At 57.3% G+C, this 18,508-nt stretch carries 17 protein-coding genes; 9 read left to right on the forward strand and 8 right to left on the reverse strand.

Translation table 11 applies throughout. The features are described 5' to 3' along the window. Positions 1 to 103: 103 nt before the first annotated feature. A complete protein-coding gene (locus tag ABF979_RS04575; protein WP_415558096.1) occupies positions 104 to 1,330 on the forward strand; it encodes an SMP-30/gluconolactonase/LRE family protein in 1,227 nt (408 codons plus the stop codon). A 19-nt stretch (positions 1,331 to 1,349) separates the two neighbouring features. On the opposite strand, the gene ABF979_RS04580 is transcribed toward ABF979_RS04575, so the two are convergent. The 4 genes from ABF979_RS04580 to tyrS form a co-directional block, all read right to left on the reverse strand. Continuing rightward, on the reverse strand, positions 1,350 to 1,955 hold the full coding sequence (locus ABF979_RS04580) for a response regulator transcription factor (RefSeq protein ID WP_046900746.1): 606 nt from the start codon (positions 1,953 to 1,955) through the stop codon (positions 1,350 to 1,352). Then, positions 1,952 to 3,076: a sensor histidine kinase gene (locus ABF979_RS04585; RefSeq protein WP_415558098.1), complete on the reverse strand. Its 1,125-nt coding sequence runs from the start codon at positions 3,074 to 3,076 to the stop codon at positions 1,952 to 1,954. Before ABF979_RS04585 ends, ABF979_RS04580 begins: the two co-directional genes overlap by 4 nt. Beyond that, positions 3,073 to 3,618, reverse strand: coding sequence for a hypothetical protein (locus tag ABF979_RS04590; protein ID WP_415558100.1), 546 nt, complete (start codon positions 3,616 to 3,618; stop codon positions 3,073 to 3,075). The genes ABF979_RS04585 and ABF979_RS04590 overlap by 4 nt, the downstream gene beginning before the upstream one ends. Positions 3,619 to 3,712: 94 nt before the next feature. Next, entirely contained in the window at positions 3,713 to 4,963 is a 1,251-nt protein-coding gene (tyrS, locus tag ABF979_RS04595) for a tyrosine--tRNA ligase (protein WP_415558102.1), read from the reverse strand. Positions 4,964 to 5,152: 189 nt separating this feature from the next. Between tyrS and ABF979_RS04600 the strand changes: the two genes are divergently transcribed. Further along, the gene (locus ABF979_RS04600; protein WP_415558104.1) at positions 5,153 to 7,942 is read left to right on the forward strand and encodes a TonB-dependent receptor domain-containing protein; all 2,790 of its coding nucleotides are present in this window, start codon (positions 5,153 to 5,155) and stop codon (positions 7,940 to 7,942) included. Positions 7,943 to 8,001: 59 nt separating this feature from the next. Here the strand turns inward: ABF979_RS04600 and ABF979_RS04605 are convergent, their stop codons facing one another. The 3 genes from ABF979_RS04605 to ABF979_RS04615 all read right to left on the reverse strand — a co-directional run bounded on the left by ABF979_RS04605 (position 8,002) and on the right by ABF979_RS04615 (position 11,055). After that, positions 8,002 to 9,417 (reverse strand): ABC transporter permease, encoded by a 1,416-nt coding sequence (locus ABF979_RS04605; protein WP_415558106.1) that lies wholly within the window; start codon positions 9,415 to 9,417, stop codon positions 8,002 to 8,004. A 3-nt stretch (positions 9,418 to 9,420) separates the two neighbouring features. Next, positions 9,421 to 10,284 carry an ABC transporter ATP-binding protein gene (locus ABF979_RS04610; RefSeq protein ID WP_415558108.1) on the reverse strand — a complete coding sequence of 288 codons (864 nt, stop codon included), beginning with the start codon at positions 10,282 to 10,284 and terminating at the stop codon, positions 9,421 to 9,423. 105 nt (positions 10,285 to 10,389) lie between these two features. Then, positions 10,390 to 11,055: an alpha/beta hydrolase gene (locus ABF979_RS04615; RefSeq protein ID WP_064274695.1), complete on the reverse strand. Its 666-nt coding sequence runs from the start codon at positions 11,053 to 11,055 to the stop codon at positions 10,390 to 10,392. A gap of 137 nt (positions 11,056 to 11,192) precedes the next feature. Between ABF979_RS04615 and ABF979_RS04620 the strand changes: the two genes are divergently transcribed. Then, positions 11,193 to 12,284 carry a cysteine desulfurase family protein gene (locus ABF979_RS04620; RefSeq protein ID WP_415558110.1) on the forward strand — a complete coding sequence of 364 codons (1,092 nt, stop codon included), beginning with the start codon at positions 11,193 to 11,195 and terminating at the stop codon, positions 12,282 to 12,284. Here the strand turns inward: ABF979_RS04620 and ABF979_RS04625 are convergent. Then, on the reverse strand, positions 12,281 to 12,445 hold the full coding sequence (locus tag ABF979_RS04625) for a hypothetical protein (RefSeq protein WP_415558112.1): 165 nt from the start codon (positions 12,443 to 12,445) through the stop codon (positions 12,281 to 12,283). The genes ABF979_RS04620 and ABF979_RS04625 overlap by 4 nt on opposite strands. Positions 12,446 to 12,537: 92 nt before the next feature. On the opposite strand from ABF979_RS04625, the gene ABF979_RS04630 reads away from it, so the two are divergent. The 6 genes from ABF979_RS04630 to ABF979_RS04655 form a co-directional block, all read left to right on the forward strand. Continuing rightward, a complete protein-coding gene (locus tag ABF979_RS04630; protein WP_415558114.1) occupies positions 12,538 to 13,686 on the forward strand; it encodes a cysteine desulfurase family protein in 1,149 nt (382 codons plus the stop codon). A gap of 17 nt (positions 13,687 to 13,703) precedes the next feature. Beyond that, positions 13,704 to 14,018 (forward strand): ferredoxin family 2Fe-2S iron-sulfur cluster binding protein, encoded by a 315-nt coding sequence (locus ABF979_RS04635; protein WP_046900759.1) that lies wholly within the window; start codon positions 13,704 to 13,706, stop codon positions 14,016 to 14,018. 5 nt (positions 14,019 to 14,023) lie between these two features. Beyond that, positions 14,024 to 15,106, forward strand: coding sequence for a tRNA 2-thiouridine(34) synthase MnmA (gene mnmA / locus ABF979_RS04640; RefSeq protein WP_046900760.1), 1,083 nt, complete (start codon positions 14,024 to 14,026; stop codon positions 15,104 to 15,106). Between the two features lie 2 nt (positions 15,107 to 15,108). After that, positions 15,109 to 15,765 (forward strand): glutathione S-transferase family protein, encoded by a 657-nt coding sequence (locus ABF979_RS04645; RefSeq protein WP_415558116.1) that lies wholly within the window; start codon positions 15,109 to 15,111, stop codon positions 15,763 to 15,765. A 384-nt stretch (positions 15,766 to 16,149) separates the two neighbouring features. Continuing rightward, positions 16,150 to 17,235, forward strand: coding sequence for a DNA topoisomerase IB (locus ABF979_RS04650; protein WP_415558118.1), 1,086 nt, complete (start codon positions 16,150 to 16,152; stop codon positions 17,233 to 17,235). Positions 17,236 to 17,384: 149 nt separating this feature from the next. Further along, positions 17,385 to 18,508: cation:proton antiporter (locus ABF979_RS04655; RefSeq protein ID WP_415558120.1), on the forward strand; the 1,124-nt coding region annotated here is incomplete at its 3' end.

The following is an 18,508-nucleotide window of genomic DNA, read 5'->3' on the forward strand; positions in this document are numbered from 1 at the left end:
GTTTTTCTCGAAATTCTCTGGTATTTCCTGGTTATTCCGAAATTTTGATTTTCGCCTTTCAGGAAAACAACGAGAATAGGCACGTTCTATTTGGAGAGGGACGATGTCTGACGAAACGAGTGTTCAGACTGACGGGAATAGCCAGTCAGGTGTTGTTCTGGCGCGCCGCACAGTTCTTTCGGGAGCAGCAGGGCTGGTCTGTCTTGGTGCTGCCAAAGCCAAAGCGGCTCAGCCTCAGGGGGCAGTAGAGCCCCCGAGTGTTATCAGCCAGCCCCCTAGAGCATGGGGTGAGAAAGCAGGTCCCAGTTATCTGCCTGATCCTGACGTGATTGCGATTGATCCCTCGTTTCGTGATTTGACGTATTTCGCGGCCCCCATTCGTCGCGTGTGGGATCAGGGCGGTTGGCTGGAAGGTCCTGCATGGAGTAGTGAAGGGCGCTTTCTGGTTCTCAGTGATGTTATTCGCTCCCGTGCGTTACGCTATATTTGGGAAACTGGAGAAATCACGGATTTCCGCCCCGATGGCTATGCGGCCAATGGGAACTGCTTTGATTTCGATGGTCGGCTTGTTGTCTGTGAAGACTTTTTCCGGCGGGTCGTGCGATGGGAGCACGACGGAAGCGTTAAGGTTCTCGCGGATAAGTTCGAAGGGAAGGGGTTAAATTCCCCCAACGATGTTGTGCCTCACCCCGATGGAAGCTTGTGGTTCACGGACCCCGGTTACGGCACGAATATTACGGAAGGGCATGCAGATGAACCCGGTGGGCCCACCAATCCGGACGGAAAAATTCGCTGGAATATTGGCCGTGAACTGACGGGTGAAATTGGCGGGACCAAACGACAGAGTGACCATGTCTTTCGCATCGCCCCGGATGGAACGCTTCAGGCCGTTTTGCAGGAAAAGGATCTACTTGATCCGAACGGACTGTGTTTTTCTCCCGACTACAAAAAGCTTTACGTCGTTTCGACGCCTAAAGGGCCGGGGCAGAAAGCGGGTGGCGATCAGGCGATCCATGTCTATGACGTGAATGGCAGCAGCCTCACCAACGGGCGCATTTTTGTGGACATGAAGCTGAATGGCGCGCAGATGAACCCGGATGGCATTCGTGTGGATGTATTCGGGAACTTGTGGTGTGGCGCGTCGGGTCCGCTCGGCTTGTGCGGGGTGTTCGTTTTTAATCCGGCGGGCAAGCTCATTGGTCGGCTTCGCTTACCGCAGGGGTGCTCAAACCTGACGTTCGGCGGCCCGAAACGCGACCATCTGTTCATGTGCGCAGCCGGGTCACTGTTTGTGCTGCAGGTTGGCGTGCAGGGATTTGCGCCGTCCTGAACCGTCGTTGCGGCTGGGGTCAGAGCCAGCCGTTCTGTCGGGCGACGCGCCCGGCTTCAATCCGGTTACGGGCATCGAGTTTCTGAACAATTTCCGAGAAGTAGTTGCGGACTGTCCCGGCGGACAGGGAGAGTTCTTCAGCGATCTCCTTGTTCGTTCGCCCGGCTTCAGCCAGACGGAGCATGGACCGCTCACGGTCTGACAACGGGTCGGGCAGGGCATCCCAGACAGACTCTGCCAGATCTGACGCAATGGCGCGGCCACCAGCAGCGACTTTCCGAATAGCATCGGCGAGTTGCGTAATCGGGGCATCCTTGAGCATGTATCCCCGCACGCCTGCCTGAAGAGCACGGCGCAGATATCCGGCACGGCCAAAAGTCGTTACGATCATGACACGGCTTGGAAGGCCCTGCTCCCGGATTTTTTCTGCCAGTTCAATGCCTGTCATGTTCGGCATTTCGATATCCGTGATGATGACATCCGGGCGCAGGTCGGCGGCGAGCTGAAGCGCCCGTTGTCCATCTGGTGCGCGCCCCACGATCTGAATGTCTTCTTCAAGGCCAAGAAGCGCTTCAAAAGCATCCAGAAGCATGGCTTGGTCTTCGGCCAGGATAAGGCGGATCATGGGGTAATACTCGCTGTGAGTCGGAGGCCGCTGGAGGTATGGCTTAGCATCAAGGAGCCTCCCGCAGCGGCAAGACGTGTTCTCATGCCACGAAGGCCGTTCCCTTCCTGCGGAGGAGCCGGAGACCGGCCTGACTGCTGGGCGCCATCATCTTCAATGCGAATGGCACAGGGTTGACCCGCAGCATCACAGTCAAAACTGATGGTGCAATGGCGCGCACCGGAATGACGGATTACGTTCGTGACGGCCTCTCGCAATGCCATCGCCAGAACGCTGCTTTGTGGGTGATCTTCGAGACGCTCAGCGTGATGGATGGTCAGACTGATGGACGCTGCTTCAAGCGCCTTGCGGGCGCGCTCCAGTTCATGCTGAAGGGACGCACCATTCATGCCGGTGACAGCCTCGCGGACTTCTTTCAAAGACGTCCGGGCAATCTGTGTGATGTCCTGAAGTTCCCGCTGTGCGCGGTCGGGGTGCGTCTCGAACAGGCGGTTGGCCAACTCGGCTTTGACTGAAATGACCGTCAGGGAATGGCCCAGAAGATCATGTACGTCCCGGGCGATACGCTCGCGCTCTGCTGTGGCGGCCAGAGTGCGGATTTCGTGTTGTGCCTTGCGGAGTTGCAGGTTTTGCAGGCCGAGTTTCCACTGCATCCACGTCCCGACATAGGTGATGATGCTAAAGAAGGCCCCGATGCTCGCGTGGAGCATGGATTTGTCCTGAAGCCAGACAAACGCGAACAGGGCGATCTGCAAACATACAATTGTCAGGACAGCTTGCCGCATCTGCCTGAAACAGGCGCACATGGCGGTGGCATAAATATTGAAGACCAGCCAGTCGCCCTGCGTCCATGCGGTCGCAAATCCGATAAGGGCCGTGAAGATGATTTCTGGCAGCCCATAATACCGGTCATTGCGGTAGGGCGCGAAATACAGCAGCAGGAAAACGCCCGTTGCGCCCGCAGAAAAGAGGGCTGCCGGAAGGGTGGGTTCTCCATGGATCAACCAGGGAATAGGGTAGATCAGAAGATAAACGAGATAAGAGACCCGATACCGGTTGAAGCTCGGCCAGTTGTCTTCCTTGTTTCCAGGAAGCGGGATGAAGGTCTCTATTTCTGTCATGAGGGCAAGGCGTTCTTCGGCAGAAAGGACAGGGTTCCGGAATTGCGCAGACGGATAACGGCACCGACCCAGATGGCCAGAGCAGTTCCAAAGCCTGCGACTTCAAGATGTAGCGGTTCTGGAAGCAGGAAAGAAAGAGCTGACACGCTGACAATCACAAAACCCATGATGACGTGAATGGGTTCGTGCATCGCGCGGCCCATAGGGATGTACGAAAGGCCAATAATGCATCCGAGCAGCGGGTAAAGCAGTTCCGGATGATGCGTGCTGCGGACGGACGTAATCATTACAGTGATGGCAATGATGCGCATGATCTTCACACGGCGCAGCAGGGCCGCGTCCCAAATGCGCTCGGGGCGACACTGGATCAGGTCGCGTCTGGCAAACCCGGCAAGCAGGGCCAGCGTGATGACAGCAATCGGGATGGCCATGGCAATTGTGGAGACATGCGCTGCCATGGCACCGCGTGCTGCCCAGATGACTGCGAACAGCAGTCCGGCGGCATCGGTGGAAAGGGCTTTCCAGTTTTTTTGACTTGTCACGACCGCGGACTCCACTGTTTCGGAAAGATTATGACACAAGCCATGATCCGAAACAGTGAAGGACGTCATGACTAGGTCATGACATCTGTCAGATTTAGACCGGACGGATAAGAATGTGCTTCTTCTTGCCGGACGAGACCTTCAGCGTACCCTCGCGCAGATCCTCAAGGGTGAAGGTCTGGTTCTCATCGGAAATGACGACGTCATTGACGCGGCCACCACCGCCACGGATCAGCCGACGGGCCTCCCCACCACTGGCGGCAAGACCGGCCTCCTGAAAGACGCGGAACGCCGGAAGACCTTCGGCCAGCATATTGGCGGGAAGATCGATTTCCGGAAGAGCGGCCGTTGTGGAGCCCTGTTCGAAGACCTTGCGGGCCGTCTCGGCAGCCTCTTCTGCAGCCGTGCGTCCGTGACAGATCGCAGTGGCTTCCGTGGCGAGGATCTTCTTGGCTTCGTTGATGTCTGCCCCTTCAAGTGCGCCCAGTTGCTCGCATTCTTCCACAGGCAGATCCGTGAAAAGTTTGAGGAAGCGGCCGACATCGGCGTCTTCCGTGTTGCGCCAGAACTGCCAGTAGTCAAAGACCGGGCGCTTCTCGGCGCGGAGCCATGTGGCACCCTGTGCAGACTTGCCCATCTTTACGCCGGACGACGTGGTGACGAGAGGCGTGGTGAGACCAAACACCTGCTTGCCATCAGTGCGACGCGTCAGGTCGATACCGGCAACAATGTTGCCCCACTGGTCCGAACCGCCCATCTGAAGCACGGCTCCATGGCGGCGGTTCAGTTCACGGAAATCGTAGGACTGAAGGATAGAGTAGTTGAACTCCAGGAACGTCAGGCCCTGCTCACGGTCCAGACGCTGCTTCACGCTCTCGAAAGACAGCATACGGCTGATGGAGAAATGAACGCCGACATCCTGCAGAAGATTGATGTAGGACAGCTTGTCTAGCCATTCCGCATTGTTGGCGAGGATCGCGCCGCTGGACGGGTCTTCATCGCTGAAGGTGATGAACTGACGCAGGGACTGTTCAATGCCAGCGATATTGTGCGCGATGGTGTCGTTCGTCATGAGCGAACGGGCTTCGTCACGGAAAGACGGATCACCGATCTTTGCCGTGCCGCCACCCATCAGGGCAATTGGGCGATGACCATGCTTCTGCAACAGGCGCAGCGCCATGATGGACATAGCATTGCCCACATGCAGGGAGTCCGCCGTCGGGTCGAAGCCTACATAGGCAGTAATCGGTCCAGCCAACATGGCTTCATCAAGGGCGTCGAGGTCGGTGCACTGGAAAATCAGGCCGCGTGCCTGGGCTTCAAGAAGGAACGGACTCTTTGGCATGGATCGGTCTTGCTGCTGCGCTGTCGGAAAAGGGGAAGGTCTGTCTATCATAACATCGCGCAAAGCACGACCATGTGCCCCATGATACCGGACGCAACAGGATGGTCATTGTTTGTCGCTTGAAGGGCAGCCCCGTCGATCACTAAAGATATGTTATATCGTAACATAATGTCTGAGTGTGTATTTCCCATGTCTGTCCGCCCTTTTCGGAAAGCTGTTCGTCCTTTTTATCCGGCTCTGATTGGCAGCATGATGTGGAGCCCTGTCGTCTTTGCAGATGACCGGACAGAGACCCTCAAGTCCTCGAAGTCCGAGGATATTGTTGTAACGGGATCCTATCTTGGAGGAGGAGGGAACAAGACAGCCAATCCGGTCCAGATCATTTCGGCGAAGGATATCCAGAAAACCTCGGCCATTTCCCTCGGCGACTACCTGACGCGTCTGCCCTCTGTCGGCTCATCGGGAACACCCAATACCCGCACGAACGGCGGTGGCGGCGTGTCTTGCACAGACCTGCGTAATCTGGGGCAAGGACGTGTTCTAATTCTGATTGATGGCAAGCGCACGGCGATGAATGCCGGATCTGAATGTGTCGATCTCAACGCCATCCCCGTGCAGCAGATCGACCGGATTGAAATCCTGAAAGATGGTGGTTCCGAACTCTACGGAGCGGATGCTGTCTCAGGCGTCATCAATATCCGGCTGAAACATGATCTGACGGGAGGAAACCTGACGATCAAGGGCGGCATCACCCAATATGGAGACAGTCGATCGGGGCTGATTTCTGGTTACAAGGGCTTCAATTTCGATCATGGGCGCGGCAACGTCACCCTGTTTGGTCAGTACGATACGACTGGACCGATTTCTTCACGGGACCGACGGTGGGCTGCGCTGCCACAGAACGACAATCCGGCTTCTGGAGCGCCAAGTTTTGGCTCCTCCATTATCCCATCAGGCGTGGCGTTTAACCCGGTGACAGGCAAGCGCATGGTCCCTGACGGGAATGGCGGTTTTCGGGCCTTTCAGTCTTCAGATCTGTATAATTTCGCTGAAGGCTCAATGCTTCAGAACTATCATCAGAAGGCGGCCTTGTCTGGTGATGCCCATTACGATCTGAACTCACACATCACGCTGTATTCCAACGTTCGTTACAGCCACACTACGGCGTCCCGGCAGCTTTCCCCTTCTCCTGTGCAAGGGAGCATCCCGCCTTCCAGTCTTCCGTCTTCCTGGATCATTCCAGCGGATAGTCCTGATAATCCATGGGGTAAGGATTACGCTGTGACGAAGCGGATGGAAGATGTCGGATACCGGCAAAATGATTTTGCTGTGGATACCTGGACGGTCATTGGTGGTGCCAAAGGACGCATTGTCGGAGACTGGCAGTACGATGCGTCCATGACTTACGGCGTCAGTCAGTTGACGGCGCAGACGCAGAATATGGTCAACTATCGACACCTTTTGGAAACGACAGGCACGGAGCAGCTCGATCCATCCCGTTCGTCGAGTGCGGTGCGATACAACCCAGATATCTGCGTGGCTGTTTCAGGCTGCGTTCTGCAAAACCCGTTCGCGCCGTATTCGGAACAGGCCGCAAATTACGTCCGGTTTACGCAGCGCGACCACGCGGATTACCAGATGCGGGACGTCAATTTGCGCTTTCATAACAATCATGTTTTGAGCCTGCCATACCGTCACGGCGGTCAGATCGGTCTGGCTTTCGGGATGGAACACCGAAGCGAACAGCTTAGCTACAAGCCGGACCCCATAGTTGAACGTGGCGACTCAACGGGTGCAACCACGGCTTATACGGGGGGTGGCTTCCATGTGACGGAAGGATATGTCGAAGGGAAAATACCGCTTCTCGAACATGCTTTTCTGGCCCGGGACCTGACGGTGGATCTTCAGGGGCGTATTTCTGCCTACAACACGTTTGGAACAACAAAGAACTGGAAGGTCGGGCTGCACTGGGCACCGGTTCAGGACATCGCGTTTCGCGCCACTCTCGGAACGTCCTACCGGCAGCCGAGTATCTATAGCCTCTACGGTGGCCGCACGCTGAGTTATCCGTCTGCGTCCGATCCATGCAGTCAGGCCGGAGCCTATGGTGCGCGGGCCGGTACGGTCCGGGCACGGTGCGTGTCTGAAGGGATCAATCCCGAGACGTTCAATTCGGCGTTCGTGGGGCAGTTGCCCACGCTGTCGGGCGGAAACGCGGCTCTAAAGCCAGAAACGGGCCGCACCTATACAATTGGAACAGTTGTCACGCCGCATTGGGTGCCGCATCTCTCGCTATCCGTCGAATACTGGCACTACACGTTGCAGAACATGATCTCTGCGCCGAGTACGCAATATATTCTGGACGGATGCTATACGGGAACGGAACCACAGCTTTGCTCCCTGGTTTCGCCTCGTTCCACAAACGGACAACTCACGGCCATTTCTGCCGTTCAGCAGAACCTTGGTGGCCTGCGGACAAATGGTTTGGATATCGACCTGACATATCGGATGCGTCTGGGGCGGCATGACAGTCTGTCCCTGTCTGAAAACTATCAGCAGTTGATTGGGTATTTCCAGCAGTACACGCCGGGTGGCGCATGGCGGAATTACACAGGTCGATTGCTCTATTTGGCTGGAAGCGGCATGCCGCGTGAGCGGAGTTACACCACGGTCAGTTGGCAGCATGGCGCGTTCAGCCTGACCTACATGGTGCAGTATATTGGCGGCATGCACTGGAATGATGGCACGAACGATCTGGCGCCGCAGACGGCTGGGCGTACGCGCTCGCCGGGCGTTTTCCTTCAGGATGTGACGGTGGGATATCGGGCAGGTCGATGGACGTTCAATACGGGCATCAACAACCTGTTCAATCGGCAGCCGCCCTTTGTAGTAGACGGGGCGTCCAATACCGCGGTCATGCAATATTCAGGATTTATTCCCGGACGCTATGTGTTTGCGCAGGTTGGGGCTGATTTCTGAAGACTGCCCGAAGGTATTCGCTGAAAATGTCTCGGCGTCAGAATTTCTGTTCCGATCAGTTATTCGTTTTCGTAAGGCCAGTCTGACCGGCTCAGTCGATAGGGTGCAAAACAGTAGCTGAGGAGCCCGAGAACAAGCGCCGTGATAGCCAGATATGCGGCATATCTGACACTCAGCAGAAAAGGCGAACACATCTGGATCAGAAGGAGCGGGGCGAGATTAAAGGCAAAAACGACTGATTTTGGGGGCGCGCGCATGATCACGAACGGCAGGGCGGAGCAAAGGGTCATGCCGCCGACAAGTACGATCAGGTCCAGCGCCTCAAAGATGGCAGTTGCAGGAAGCAGAGGCTTCAGGACTGCATAAGGTACGACAAGGGTAAGCACCCGGATGGGGGTGATGATCAGCATTCGGGAGAGTTTGGCTCTGAAAACGGCCCGTACAAACTCCAGTCTGCTGCCAAAACGCCCTGTAACAAGAAGGAGCGGCCAGTGCTGTCGGTCCAATAGCCACTTGTCCCCGATGACCAGCATGACGCAGCCCGTTCCCACGGACTTGACCCAGGCCGAACTGAAACTGCGATGGGCGAGAAACGCCTCTATCATTGCAAAGACAGACAGTGTCACTGGAATGAGAAACAGGCTGACCAGAATGTCGGTTCTGAAAGTGACGGGGGTGACGGGCGCAAGAAGCATCTGACGGAGTTGATAAGGCGTCAAAGAACGCTGTGTGGGAGGTCTTGCGCGACTGGAATGTGTTGTCTCTGCCGGAAGAGACTGCCCTGTCTCATGAGCGGCCGGTGCAAGGGGTTTGCTGCCATACAGCCGGTTCGGGAGGGACAGGATACTGCCGATCAGTGCCATGAACAGAATGATGCTGGCGGGAATGGTCAGAACAGCAGGGCGTGTCAGCATCCAGTAGGTGGCATCTGAGACGAGTACCAGTGCAAACTGCCCAACCATCAAGGCCACGCCGAAGAGAAGAATGGCGACCCGTTTTTTGCCAGATTGCTCACGCGGGGGAGCGTACCACTGCACAGTTGAGGGGATGGCGTTGAAAAGGATAAAGAAAAGGGCGTCGTGGAAAGGAACCGGCAGCAGTCTCATCACGCCGGCGAGCCCCAGAATGATCACGCTCGCGACAATGCTGGCGGCCCGGGCTTCGGCAAGGGCCAGTCCAGGGATGGATGGAGCCTGTGAGCCGCTGATCTGATTGTTCGTATGAAGCTGGAGCACACTCTGAACGACCATCACGACGAGGATCACATAGAAAACGTTGGCGTGCGACAAAGCCTCCGCCAACGTTTCATGTCTGAGCAGACCATGCAGGTCCCAGAGAGTGGAAAGAGCGGCAATCACCCAGCAGGCGAGCATCAAGATCATGTAGTTGCCGCGCAGGAACGTCGCCGTGGCGTAAATGCCAAGGGCTCGACGCAGGTCTGACCATTCAAGTGAAGAGAGACGAAACAACGTCATGGATCAGGAAGCTCGCGTCGCGGTGATTTCAAGGAAGGCATCCTCGAAATCAGGAACAGAAACCTTAGTTCCTTCAGGCAGTAGGGTGTCTTCCGACCATCCATGCACCAGAAGCCTCGTTTCGCGCTGGCCGATAATCTGGAGGGGGACGTTATCGAGGATGTGCGGTGTTGCGTGATCCAGCCAGCGTGTTGTGGCGCGGAACACGGGGGTGGGAACATCCAGCACAACCTGACCTTGACGCAGGAACAGAAGGCGGGAGCATAGGCGTTCCAGATCTGACAGGATATGCGAGGAAATCAGGACGCTGGCCCCTGTGCGCCGGGCGTAATCTCCCAAAAGATTCATGAAATCCCGTCGGGCGTGCGGATCCAGACTGGCCACGGGTTCATCCAGCACCAGAAAGTCCGGCTCGTGACGCATGGCCAGCAGGATTGCGAGGCGCTGGCGCTGACCACCGGAGAGGTTTTTGACAATTTTCTTGGGATCAAGATCGGCCCAGCGAAGAACGGCGGGATCAATCGGTGGCAGTGTACCGTAGAACGCACCAATGTAATCAATGAGCTTACCAACAGTGAACGCCGCGAATCCCGTCATGGTCTGCGGAACGAAGCCTGTCCGGGCTCTCAACTCTCTCGGGAGTTCCAGAACGTTTTGACCGAACAGGTCCACAGAGCCCGTATCCGGCACAAGGAAGCCCATCAGGCATCCGATGAGGGTGGATTTTCCGGCCCCGTTTTTTCCGAGCAACGCGACGGTTTCGCCAGGTGCTATAGTGAACGATACGCCATCAAGAGCTGTGAAGCTGCCGAAGCGCTTGGAGAGGTCCGTCACGCGGACGGGGAGGACATCTTGCCGGGTGCTCATGTAATAATCGTTACATAATGTATATGAACCGGCAAGAGCCCTAAAAGAAAAGGCCCGCGTCCCGGAGGGCGCAGGCCTTTTTCTTCATGGAACCGTCAGATTTGTTCAGTCGGCGGCCAGTGCGAGAGCCTTGCGGCCACGCATGGTCATGACGTGATCTTCCAGTGCTTCTCCGACGCGCTCAGCCTGCTTGGCGAAAATGTGGTCGGCATCGTCGAAGATACGATAATCGACCGTCACATTCTTCTGCGTGTTGAGCTTGTCGACCAGCTTGCGGATGCCTGGCTCGGGAGCCATTTCGTCCTTGCCGCCAGCGATCATCAGACCACTACACGGACAAGGTGCAAGGAAGCCGAAGTCATAATCATTGGCTGGAGGCGCAACGCTAATCCAGCCACTGATTTCCGGGCGGCGCATCAGAAGCTGCATGCCGACGAACGCCCCGAACGAGTATCCGGCGATCCACAGTTCGCTGGAGTTCGGGTTGACCATCTGCATCCAGTCAAGTGCTGCAGCTGCATCGGAGATTTCTCCGATACCGCCATCGTAGCGGCCCTGCGAACGGCCGACGCCGCGCGAATTGTAGCGCATGACCGAGAAGCCCATCTTCTCGAAGTGGCGATACATCGTGTACGTAATACGATTATTCATGGTGCCGCCGTGAAGCGGGTGTGGGTGCAGCACCAGGGCAAGGGGAGCGTTTGGTTCGCTGGAGTGGTGGTAACGACCCTCAAGCCGGCCATCTGGGCCGGCGAACATCACTTCAGGCATGAATACTCTCGCTCTATGTCCGGCAGGATTACGGCCCTGCCTTCCGGTGGGCGTCTGTATATCGAGTTGAAAGCCAGAATTTCCACCAAAATCGACTCGGGATTGCGATTCCTGCAACTCTGCACGATCTAGAGAACATGACGAACGCATCTGCTCCGACCTATCTTGACGCCAATGCAACCGAGCCTCTGCGCCCCGCAGCGAGGGAGGCTGTGCTGTACGGTCTGCTGCTGTCCGGCAATCCGTCTTCGGTCCACGCGGAAGGGCGCGAAGCCAGGCGATGTCTTGAAGATGCCCGTAGTCGTATCAGTGCGGGTTTCGGGCGGATTTCCGGGACCTGCGTGTTCACGTCAGGTGGCACGGAAGCTGATGCAATGGCCATTCATGCGTTCGGTCAGGGGCGTCGGGTCCTGATCGGCGCAACGGAGCATGATGCCGTTCGTAAAGCCGCCCCGGATGCGGACGTTATTCCGGTGAATGACCAGGGCATTCTGGACCTTGAGACTCTCCGTCTGCGTCTTGCGGATGGGGCGCCAACACTTGTCTGTGTCATGGCCGCCAATAACGAGACCGGGGTTTTGTCGCCACTCGAGGATGTGGCTGCACTCTGTCGCGACTCGGGCGCACATCTGCATGTGGATGCGGTTCAGAGCGCTGGGCGACTGCCTTTCAGCCTGACTGAGTGCAGCGTTGCTCTCTCGGGGCACAAGATGGGCGGACCAAAAGGCGCAGGCGCGTTGCTGCTGCCACTGGATGAACCGATTGATGCCCTGATGGTGGGGGGCGGTCAGGAGCGCGGTCGGCGAGGAGGAACGCAGCCTTTGCCAGCTATTCTGGGCATGGCTGCTGCTTTTGAGGAGGCGCACGCGCAGGACTGGTCCGCTATTGAGGCATTGCGTGAGCGCGTCGAACAGGTGGCGATGGCAGCGGGAGCCCGTGTTGCCGGGCGTGAGGTCGCTCGCCTGCCGAATACAAGCTGCCTGATCCTCGACGGGGTAGCCGCACAGGTGCAGCTCATGACGCTGGATCTGGAAGGATTTTGTGTTTCTGCCGGTTCGGCATGCTCTTCTGGAAAAGTCGCGGCATCTCATGTGCTGACGGCGATGGGAGAGACGACCGGGGCCTCTCAGGCCATACGAGTGTCGTTGCCGTGGAATGTGAGGGCAGGGCAGGTTGACGCGTTTTGCGATGCCTATGAGCGTATGGCGCGTCGTTTGAATAAACGTTAAGGCGCGCTCATGTGGTCATTTTCCAGCCTGAGTTTCCGGGCCTGCTCTTCCAGGAGGGCGCTGCGGGCGTTGATCCATCGGCCTAAAGGGGAAATGAGGCTGAGGAGTAGGATACCGAAGGCTATGGCAAACAGAGTGCTGCCAAGGGGAACCGCGTCCATGAGGCATTCTCTGCCTGAAACAGGTTCGAGGCTGAAAAGCCCATCTATATCTGGAACCGTAACGATCTGTGCTGGTCAGTGGAAGGTATAGCGTGATTTATCTGGACTATTTTTCCACAACGCCCTGCGCCCCTGAGGTTGTGGAAGCCATGCTGCCCTGGTTCGCAGAGGATTTTGGTAATCCACACAGTGTTCATGGCTCGGGTCAGAAAGCGGCGCAGGCTGTTGATGCGGCCCGCCAGACTATCGCTGACCTGATCGGGGCTGAAGCCCGGGAGCTCGTTTTTACGTCTGGAGCCACGGAAGCCAACAATCTTGCCATCAAGGGAGCCGCTCGCCACCTCAAGCGCATGGGCAATGAGCGTCGTCGCGTCATTACCGTCTCTACTGAGCATAAATGCGTTCTGGAATCCGTGCGGGATCTTGAGACTGAAGGCTTTGACCCTCTTATCCTGGGAGTGGACGGGCAAGGGCGTGTTGATCCCGAGGCTCTGCGGGAGGCACTGTCGGTGCCGACACTCCTTGTCAGCATCATGACGGCAAATAATGAGACGGGCATCCTGCAGGACATTCCACTCCTGTCACGAATCGCCCATGAGGCTGGGGCATTGTTTCACACCGACATGGCGCAGATGGCCGGGAAGCTGCCTGTTTCTCTGGATGGTATCGATCTGGCGTCTTTTTCCGCGCACAAGATGTATGGCCCCAAGGGGATTGGTGCCCTGTACGTGCGGCGTCGTCCCCGTGTGCGACTACAGCCGCTCTTTTCCGGGGGAGGGCAGGAACGGGCCTTCCGTTCAGGCACGTTGCCCACTCCTCTAGTTGTGGGTTTCGGGAAAGCTGCGGAGCTGGCGAAACAAAGACTGGATACGGATATTTTGCAGATTTCCGCCCTGCGGGATGATCTGTGGCGCCAGATTGAAACGGCATTTCCAGGATGTGAACTGAATGGACGTGAAGTCTCCCGCCTGCCGGGTGCGCTGAATTTCTGTCTGCCGGAAGGCGTGCGGGCGACGGACATCCTTGAACGGGTCCCAGAAGTTGCCATGTCTACGGGGTCAGCTTGCTCGGCCGCAGAAATTACCCCCTCTTATGTGCTGACGGCGATGGGACTTTCTGCAGAGAAAGCATCGCGGTGCTTGCGCCTGTCGGTCGGACGCTCTACCTCCAAGCCCGGTATTGACCGTGCGGCGGCTCTTCTGATCGAGGCTGTCCGTACCTGCCAACCTTCAAGAGACTGAAACAAGACGGACAGCCCATGCCCAAGATGACCTTTATCGAACGTGACGGTTCCCGCCGTGAAGTTGACGCGCCTGTCGGCCTGTCGGTGCTGGAAATCGCTCACAAGCATGACATTGACCTCGAAGGCGCCTGTGAAGGCTCCCTGGCCTGTGCGACGTGCCATGTCGTGGTGGACCCGGAATGGGCGGGCAAGCTGTCCGAGCCGACCGACGATGAAGAAGACATGCTGGATCTGGCCTTCGGCCTTGAGCAGACGTCCCGTCTGGGCTGCCAAATTGTCATGACCGAAGATCTGGACGGCCTGACCGTTCAGCTTCCAAAGGCGGGCTGAAGACCATGCGTATCCTCGTTGCCATGTCGGGAGGCGTGGACAGCTCCGTAGTGGCCGCGCTGCTCAAAAGGCAGGGCCACGAGGTGATCGGCGCGACCCTTCAGCTTTACGATCACGGCCAGGCGTCCAAGCCGGGCGCCTGTTGTGCCGGACGCGACATCATGGATGCCCGCGCCGTGGCGGATAAGCTGGATTTCCCGCATTACGTCATTGATGCGGAAAGTCGCTTTCGGGACAGCGTGATCGAGAACTTCGCGGATGCGTATGCGCGTGGGGAAACTCCCGTGCCATGCGTGGCCTGCAATCAGGGCGTGAAGTTCACAGATCTTCTGGGCATGGCCCGCGATCTGGGCTGTGAAGCGATGGCGACCGGGCATTACGTCCGGCGTGTTGAAGGTCCGTCTGGTGCTGAAATGCATCGCCCGGTCGATGCAGAGCGGGACCAGACCTGGTTCCTGTTCGCGACGACGAAAGACCAGCTTGATTACCTGCGCTTCCCGCTTGGCGAGATGCCGGACAAGGCGCATGTGCGTGAACTGGCGCAGGAGCTTGGACTGGAAATTGCAGCCAAGCCGGACAGTCAGGACATCTGCTTCGTGCCAAGCGGGTCTTACGTCGATATCGTGGAAAAGCTTCGTCCTGAAATTCGGGGTGAAGGCGAGATCGTGGATGAACAGGGCAAGGTCCTTGGGCATCATGAAGGCGTTGCGCGCTATACGGTTGGGCAGAGCAAGCGGCTGGGAGACATCCATACAGCCGTTGGCGAACGCCAGATGGTAACGCGGATTGATGTGCCAAAGCGCCGGATTGTTGTTGGACCTCGCGTTCAGGCGACCGAAGTTGAGACGCGCAAGGCGATCCGTTTGCGGGACATGAACTGGCTGATTGATGCTCCGCCGGAAGGTGTATCCTGTGGTGTGCAGATTCGTGCCCGTGAGAAGCTCCGGGATGCGGTGGTGAAGCCTCTTGAAAATGGTGGCGCGCTAGTCGAACTGCTGGAGCCAGCCATGCCGGCCCCGGGGCAGGCATGTGTTCTGTATGATGGGAGCCGTGTTCTGGGCGGCGGGTTTATTCTGGCGGGAGCGTAAGCATGGCAGGGACACTTCTGATCGGGTCGCGGCGGTATTCGTCCTGGTCCCTGCGAGGCTGGCTGGCCGTCAAGCTGGCGAAGCTGGATGTGGACGAGAAGGTTATTGCTCTCAAGGGCGGTGGCAAGACCACGGAAATCCACGCGCTCTCTCCCAACAAGCTGGTTCCGTATCTTCAGCATGATGGCGCGCATGTCTGGGAAAGTCTGGCCATCTGCGAATACTGCGCCGAGCATGAGCCGTCTCTTTGGCCGCAGGACCGTGTGGTGCGTGCTCATGCCCGCAGCGTCAGCGCCCAGATGCACGCCGGTTTCCGCCCAATCCGGCAGAATTGCCCGATGGATGTGGAACGTGTTCCAGCGCCTTTGTCAGAAATCAGCGAAGATCTGGCCAAGGATGTTGCTCTGCTGAGTGAGACCCTGAAGGGGGCACTTATACGCTCCGGCACGGCCACGCCATATCTGTTCGGGGACGTCCTGACGGTGGCTGACTGCATGTATGCGCCCGTCGCTATCCGGATTCACACGTATCAACTTAATGTTGACCCCGTTGTGAAAGCTTGGGTTCAGAGCATGTTGCACCATCCGCTCATGAAGGAATGGTACAGCCTTGCGGATGTAGAGCCTGCTGAATGGCGACTGAGTTACGAAGACAAATAAGGGTCTGGCTTCGTTCAGTGGTGGACGAAGCCCATTCCAGTTTGAAGGGCGGTACGAAATACATCAGACCAGATGCTGTTACCGCCGCCGCGGCCTCCACCAGGCCCACTGCCCGTCTGACTGAACGGGGGGCCGTCGTTGCTGTCAGCAGTTTCTGACATATCGGATGGTGCATGCGATGCGCAGCTTGCGAGCAGGAAGATACCGCATCCCAACAACAGTCGTTTCACATCTGTATTCCCTACCCGTAATGTCCTCCTTGTAAGTCACCTGTGGAAAAGCAGGTGTCATGTCAGGAAGTATCAGGAAGCGTAAGCAGATCTGACGAAACTCCGGTTCCAGCAGCACGCTGTTACAGTTGGACGGACAGGGAACCGCGAAACCGTGACAGCAAGACTTTCACCTGAGCAGAAACAGGCCCGGCGCGCGGGTCTGCATTATGTGGACAGGACGGAACCAGGAATTACCCGCAGACGAGCCGGCAAAGGCTTCGCCTATTACGATCCTTCCGGGGAGCGCATCACGGATCAGGACGTTATTGGGCGCCTGAAACGCCTGGGAATTCCTCCGGCTTATCGCGATGTCTGGATCTGTGCTGATCCCGATGGTCATCTGCAAGCTGTTGGCACAGATGCGCGGGGGCGGTTGCAGTATCGCTATCATCCTAAATGGCGGGAAACCCGGGACGTCGCCAAGTTTGGTCGAATGCTTGTATTCAGTGAGCATCTTCCTGCCTTGAGAGCGCAGGTGGCAAAGGATCTGGCGCGAAAAAAGCTGGACCGGGACCGTGTTCTGGCCGCGATTGTCTTCATTATGGAACGGACGATGGCCCGGATCGGAAATGACCGGTACGCACGCGAAAACCGTAGTTATGGCCTGACGACGCTACGGCACCGGCATGTGGATGTGACCGGGAAGCACGTCACGCTTGATTTCAGGGCCAAACATGGGATTGAGCAGCATCTGGATTTGTCCGACGCCCGGCTGGCGCGGCTTGTGTCACGGCTCGAAGATCTGCCGGGGCAACGTCTCTTCCAGTATCTGGATGAGAACGGTGAACGCCACGATGTGCACTCACAGGACGTGAACGACTACCTTCAGACCATCACTGGTGAGGACATTACGGCCAAGGATTTTCGCACTTGGGCCGCTACGCAGCTTGCCGCCGTCACGCTCTGTGCCTTCAGTGGCTACGATACAAAAGCGAAGGCCAAAAAACAGGTTGTGGAAGCGGTGAAGTCCGTGGCTGCCCGGCTTGGCAATACGCCTGCGGTTTGTCGCAAAAGCTATATCAATCCCTGTGTGGTGGATGGGCATCTGGATGGAACCCTGAGGGCAGCATTTCAGAAACGGGCCCAGGATGTTCTGGACACGCCGGAGCATGGACTGTCGGCTGAAGAAGTCGCGGTGACGGGCTTTCTCGCTAACCGCCTGTCGCGTCTTCAGAATAACGGTACATCAAAATCCTGACCCGTAGTATGTTGAAATCTTTCGCAGGAAACTCTGCCTGTTACAGAAGCTTCTGTTTCTGACGGACCGTATAAAAATGCGTCGCAACGGAATTGATGGCTGGCGACGGAAGGTCAGTGCATGATGCACTGTCAGGAGGAGAAGAACGGATGAACTCGCTGGGTCTCTTTGCCTTGCTGATGCTGGGAGCAACGTGTTTCGGGGTTCTGAACGAGCGTCTTTTCAAGCTTCCTCTGACGATCGGTATCCTTCTGATCAGCATGGTCATCTCCATGTTGATCATGCTGATCAACCCTCTGGTGCCAGGCTACGACCTTCAGCACATCCCCCGCACTCTTCTCGGTCAGGTCAATCTGCCGGAAACTCTTCTGGAGGGGGCGCTGTCTTTCCTGCTGTTTGCTGGCGCCATGCAGGTCAATCTCGGATTGTTGCTCTCACGGGGAAAAGCTGTTGCCGCGCTGGCCATTCTGGGCACAGTTCTGGCAGTGGGGCTGCTGGCGGGCGCAGCATGGTTTGTATTCCCGTTATTGGGCATGAATGTTCCCTTTAGCTGGTGTGTCGTTCTGGGCGCCATTCTTGCCCCAACTGACCCGGTTTCCGTCGTGGGAATGCTGCGTCGTCTGGGGTTGCCGGAAGCCCTTCAGGCGACTTTCGCCGGGGAAAGTCTGTTTAACGATGGTGTTGGCATCGTCATGTACGGGACCGTCATCGGCCTTGCGACCGGAGACGTGCACAGCGTTGCAATGACGGATTTTGTTGTGCGCTTTCTGGTGGAAGCAGTCGGTGGAGGCCTGCTGGGGGGCGTTTTGGGATGGATCGCTCTGAAAATCATTCGCGGCGTAGAGGATATGCAGATTGATCTGCTGGCCTCTCTGGCCCTGGCAACGGGAACTTACAGTCTTGCCAGCTCTCTGCACATGTCCGGCCCTATCGCCGTCGTTGTGGCTGGGATGTGGTTGGCCACGGATGCTGGCAAGCGTGCAATCCCCGAGCACTCCCGGCAGGAACTCACCACCTTCTGGGGCCTGATCGACGAAATTCTGAACGCGCTGTTGTTCTTGCTGATCGGTTTCGAACTTCTTGAGATCACGCCGCATCTGCCCAATCTCGTGGCGACGCTCATCATCATTCCCCTGTCTGTGATTGTCCGCGGGTTGAGCGTGTTCCTGTCCACGATGCCGGTTCATCTGAAAAAGGGTGAGCGTGGCAGGGCTCTCGGTGTTTTGACCTGGGGAGGGCTGCGGGGCGGGATTTCAGTCGCACTGGCGTTGGG

Source organism: Gluconobacter sp., from assembly GCF_047723935.1.
GTDB lineage: Bacteria > Pseudomonadota > Alphaproteobacteria > Acetobacterales > Acetobacteraceae > Gluconobacter.

Coding starts and splice junctions, on each gene's coding strand:
- ABF979_RS04575 (WP_415558096.1), top strand. CDS start 104: ATGTCTGACGAAACGAGTGTTCAGACTGACGGGAATAGCCAGTCAGGT.
- ABF979_RS04635 (WP_046900759.1), top strand. CDS start 13,704: ATGCCCAAGATGACCTTTATCGAACGTGACGGTTCCCGCCGTGAAGTT.
- ABF979_RS04605 (WP_415558106.1), bottom strand. CDS start 9,417: ATGACGTTGTTTCGTCTCTCTTCACTTGAATGGTCAGACCTGCGTCGA.
- ABF979_RS04600 (WP_415558104.1), top strand. CDS start 5,153: ATGTCTGTCCGCCCTTTTCGGAAAGCTGTTCGTCCTTTTTATCCGGCT.
- ABF979_RS04645 (WP_415558116.1), top strand. CDS start 15,109: ATGGCAGGGACACTTCTGATCGGGTCGCGGCGGTATTCGTCCTGGTCC.
- ABF979_RS04585 (WP_415558098.1), bottom strand. CDS start 3,076: ATGACAGAAATAGAGACCTTCATCCCGCTTCCTGGAAACAAGGAAGAC.
- ABF979_RS04615 (WP_064274695.1), bottom strand. CDS start 11,055: ATGCCTGAAGTGATGTTCGCCGGCCCAGATGGCCGGCTTGAGGGTCGT.
- ABF979_RS04580 (WP_046900746.1), bottom strand. CDS start 1,955: ATGATCCGCCTTATCCTGGCCGAAGACCAAGCCATGCTTCTGGATGCT.
- mnmA (WP_046900760.1), top strand. CDS start 14,024: ATGCGTATCCTCGTTGCCATGTCGGGAGGCGTGGACAGCTCCGTAGTG.
- ABF979_RS04610 (WP_415558108.1), bottom strand. CDS start 10,284: ATGAGCACCCGGCAAGATGTCCTCCCCGTCCGCGTGACGGACCTCTCC.
- ABF979_RS04625 (WP_415558112.1), bottom strand. CDS start 12,445: ATGGACGCGGTTCCCCTTGGCAGCACTCTGTTTGCCATAGCCTTCGGT.
- ABF979_RS04620 (WP_415558110.1), top strand. CDS start 11,193: ATGACGAACGCATCTGCTCCGACCTATCTTGACGCCAATGCAACCGAG.
- tyrS (WP_415558102.1), bottom strand. CDS start 4,963: ATGCCAAAGAGTCCGTTCCTTCTTGAAGCCCAGGCACGCGGCCTGATT.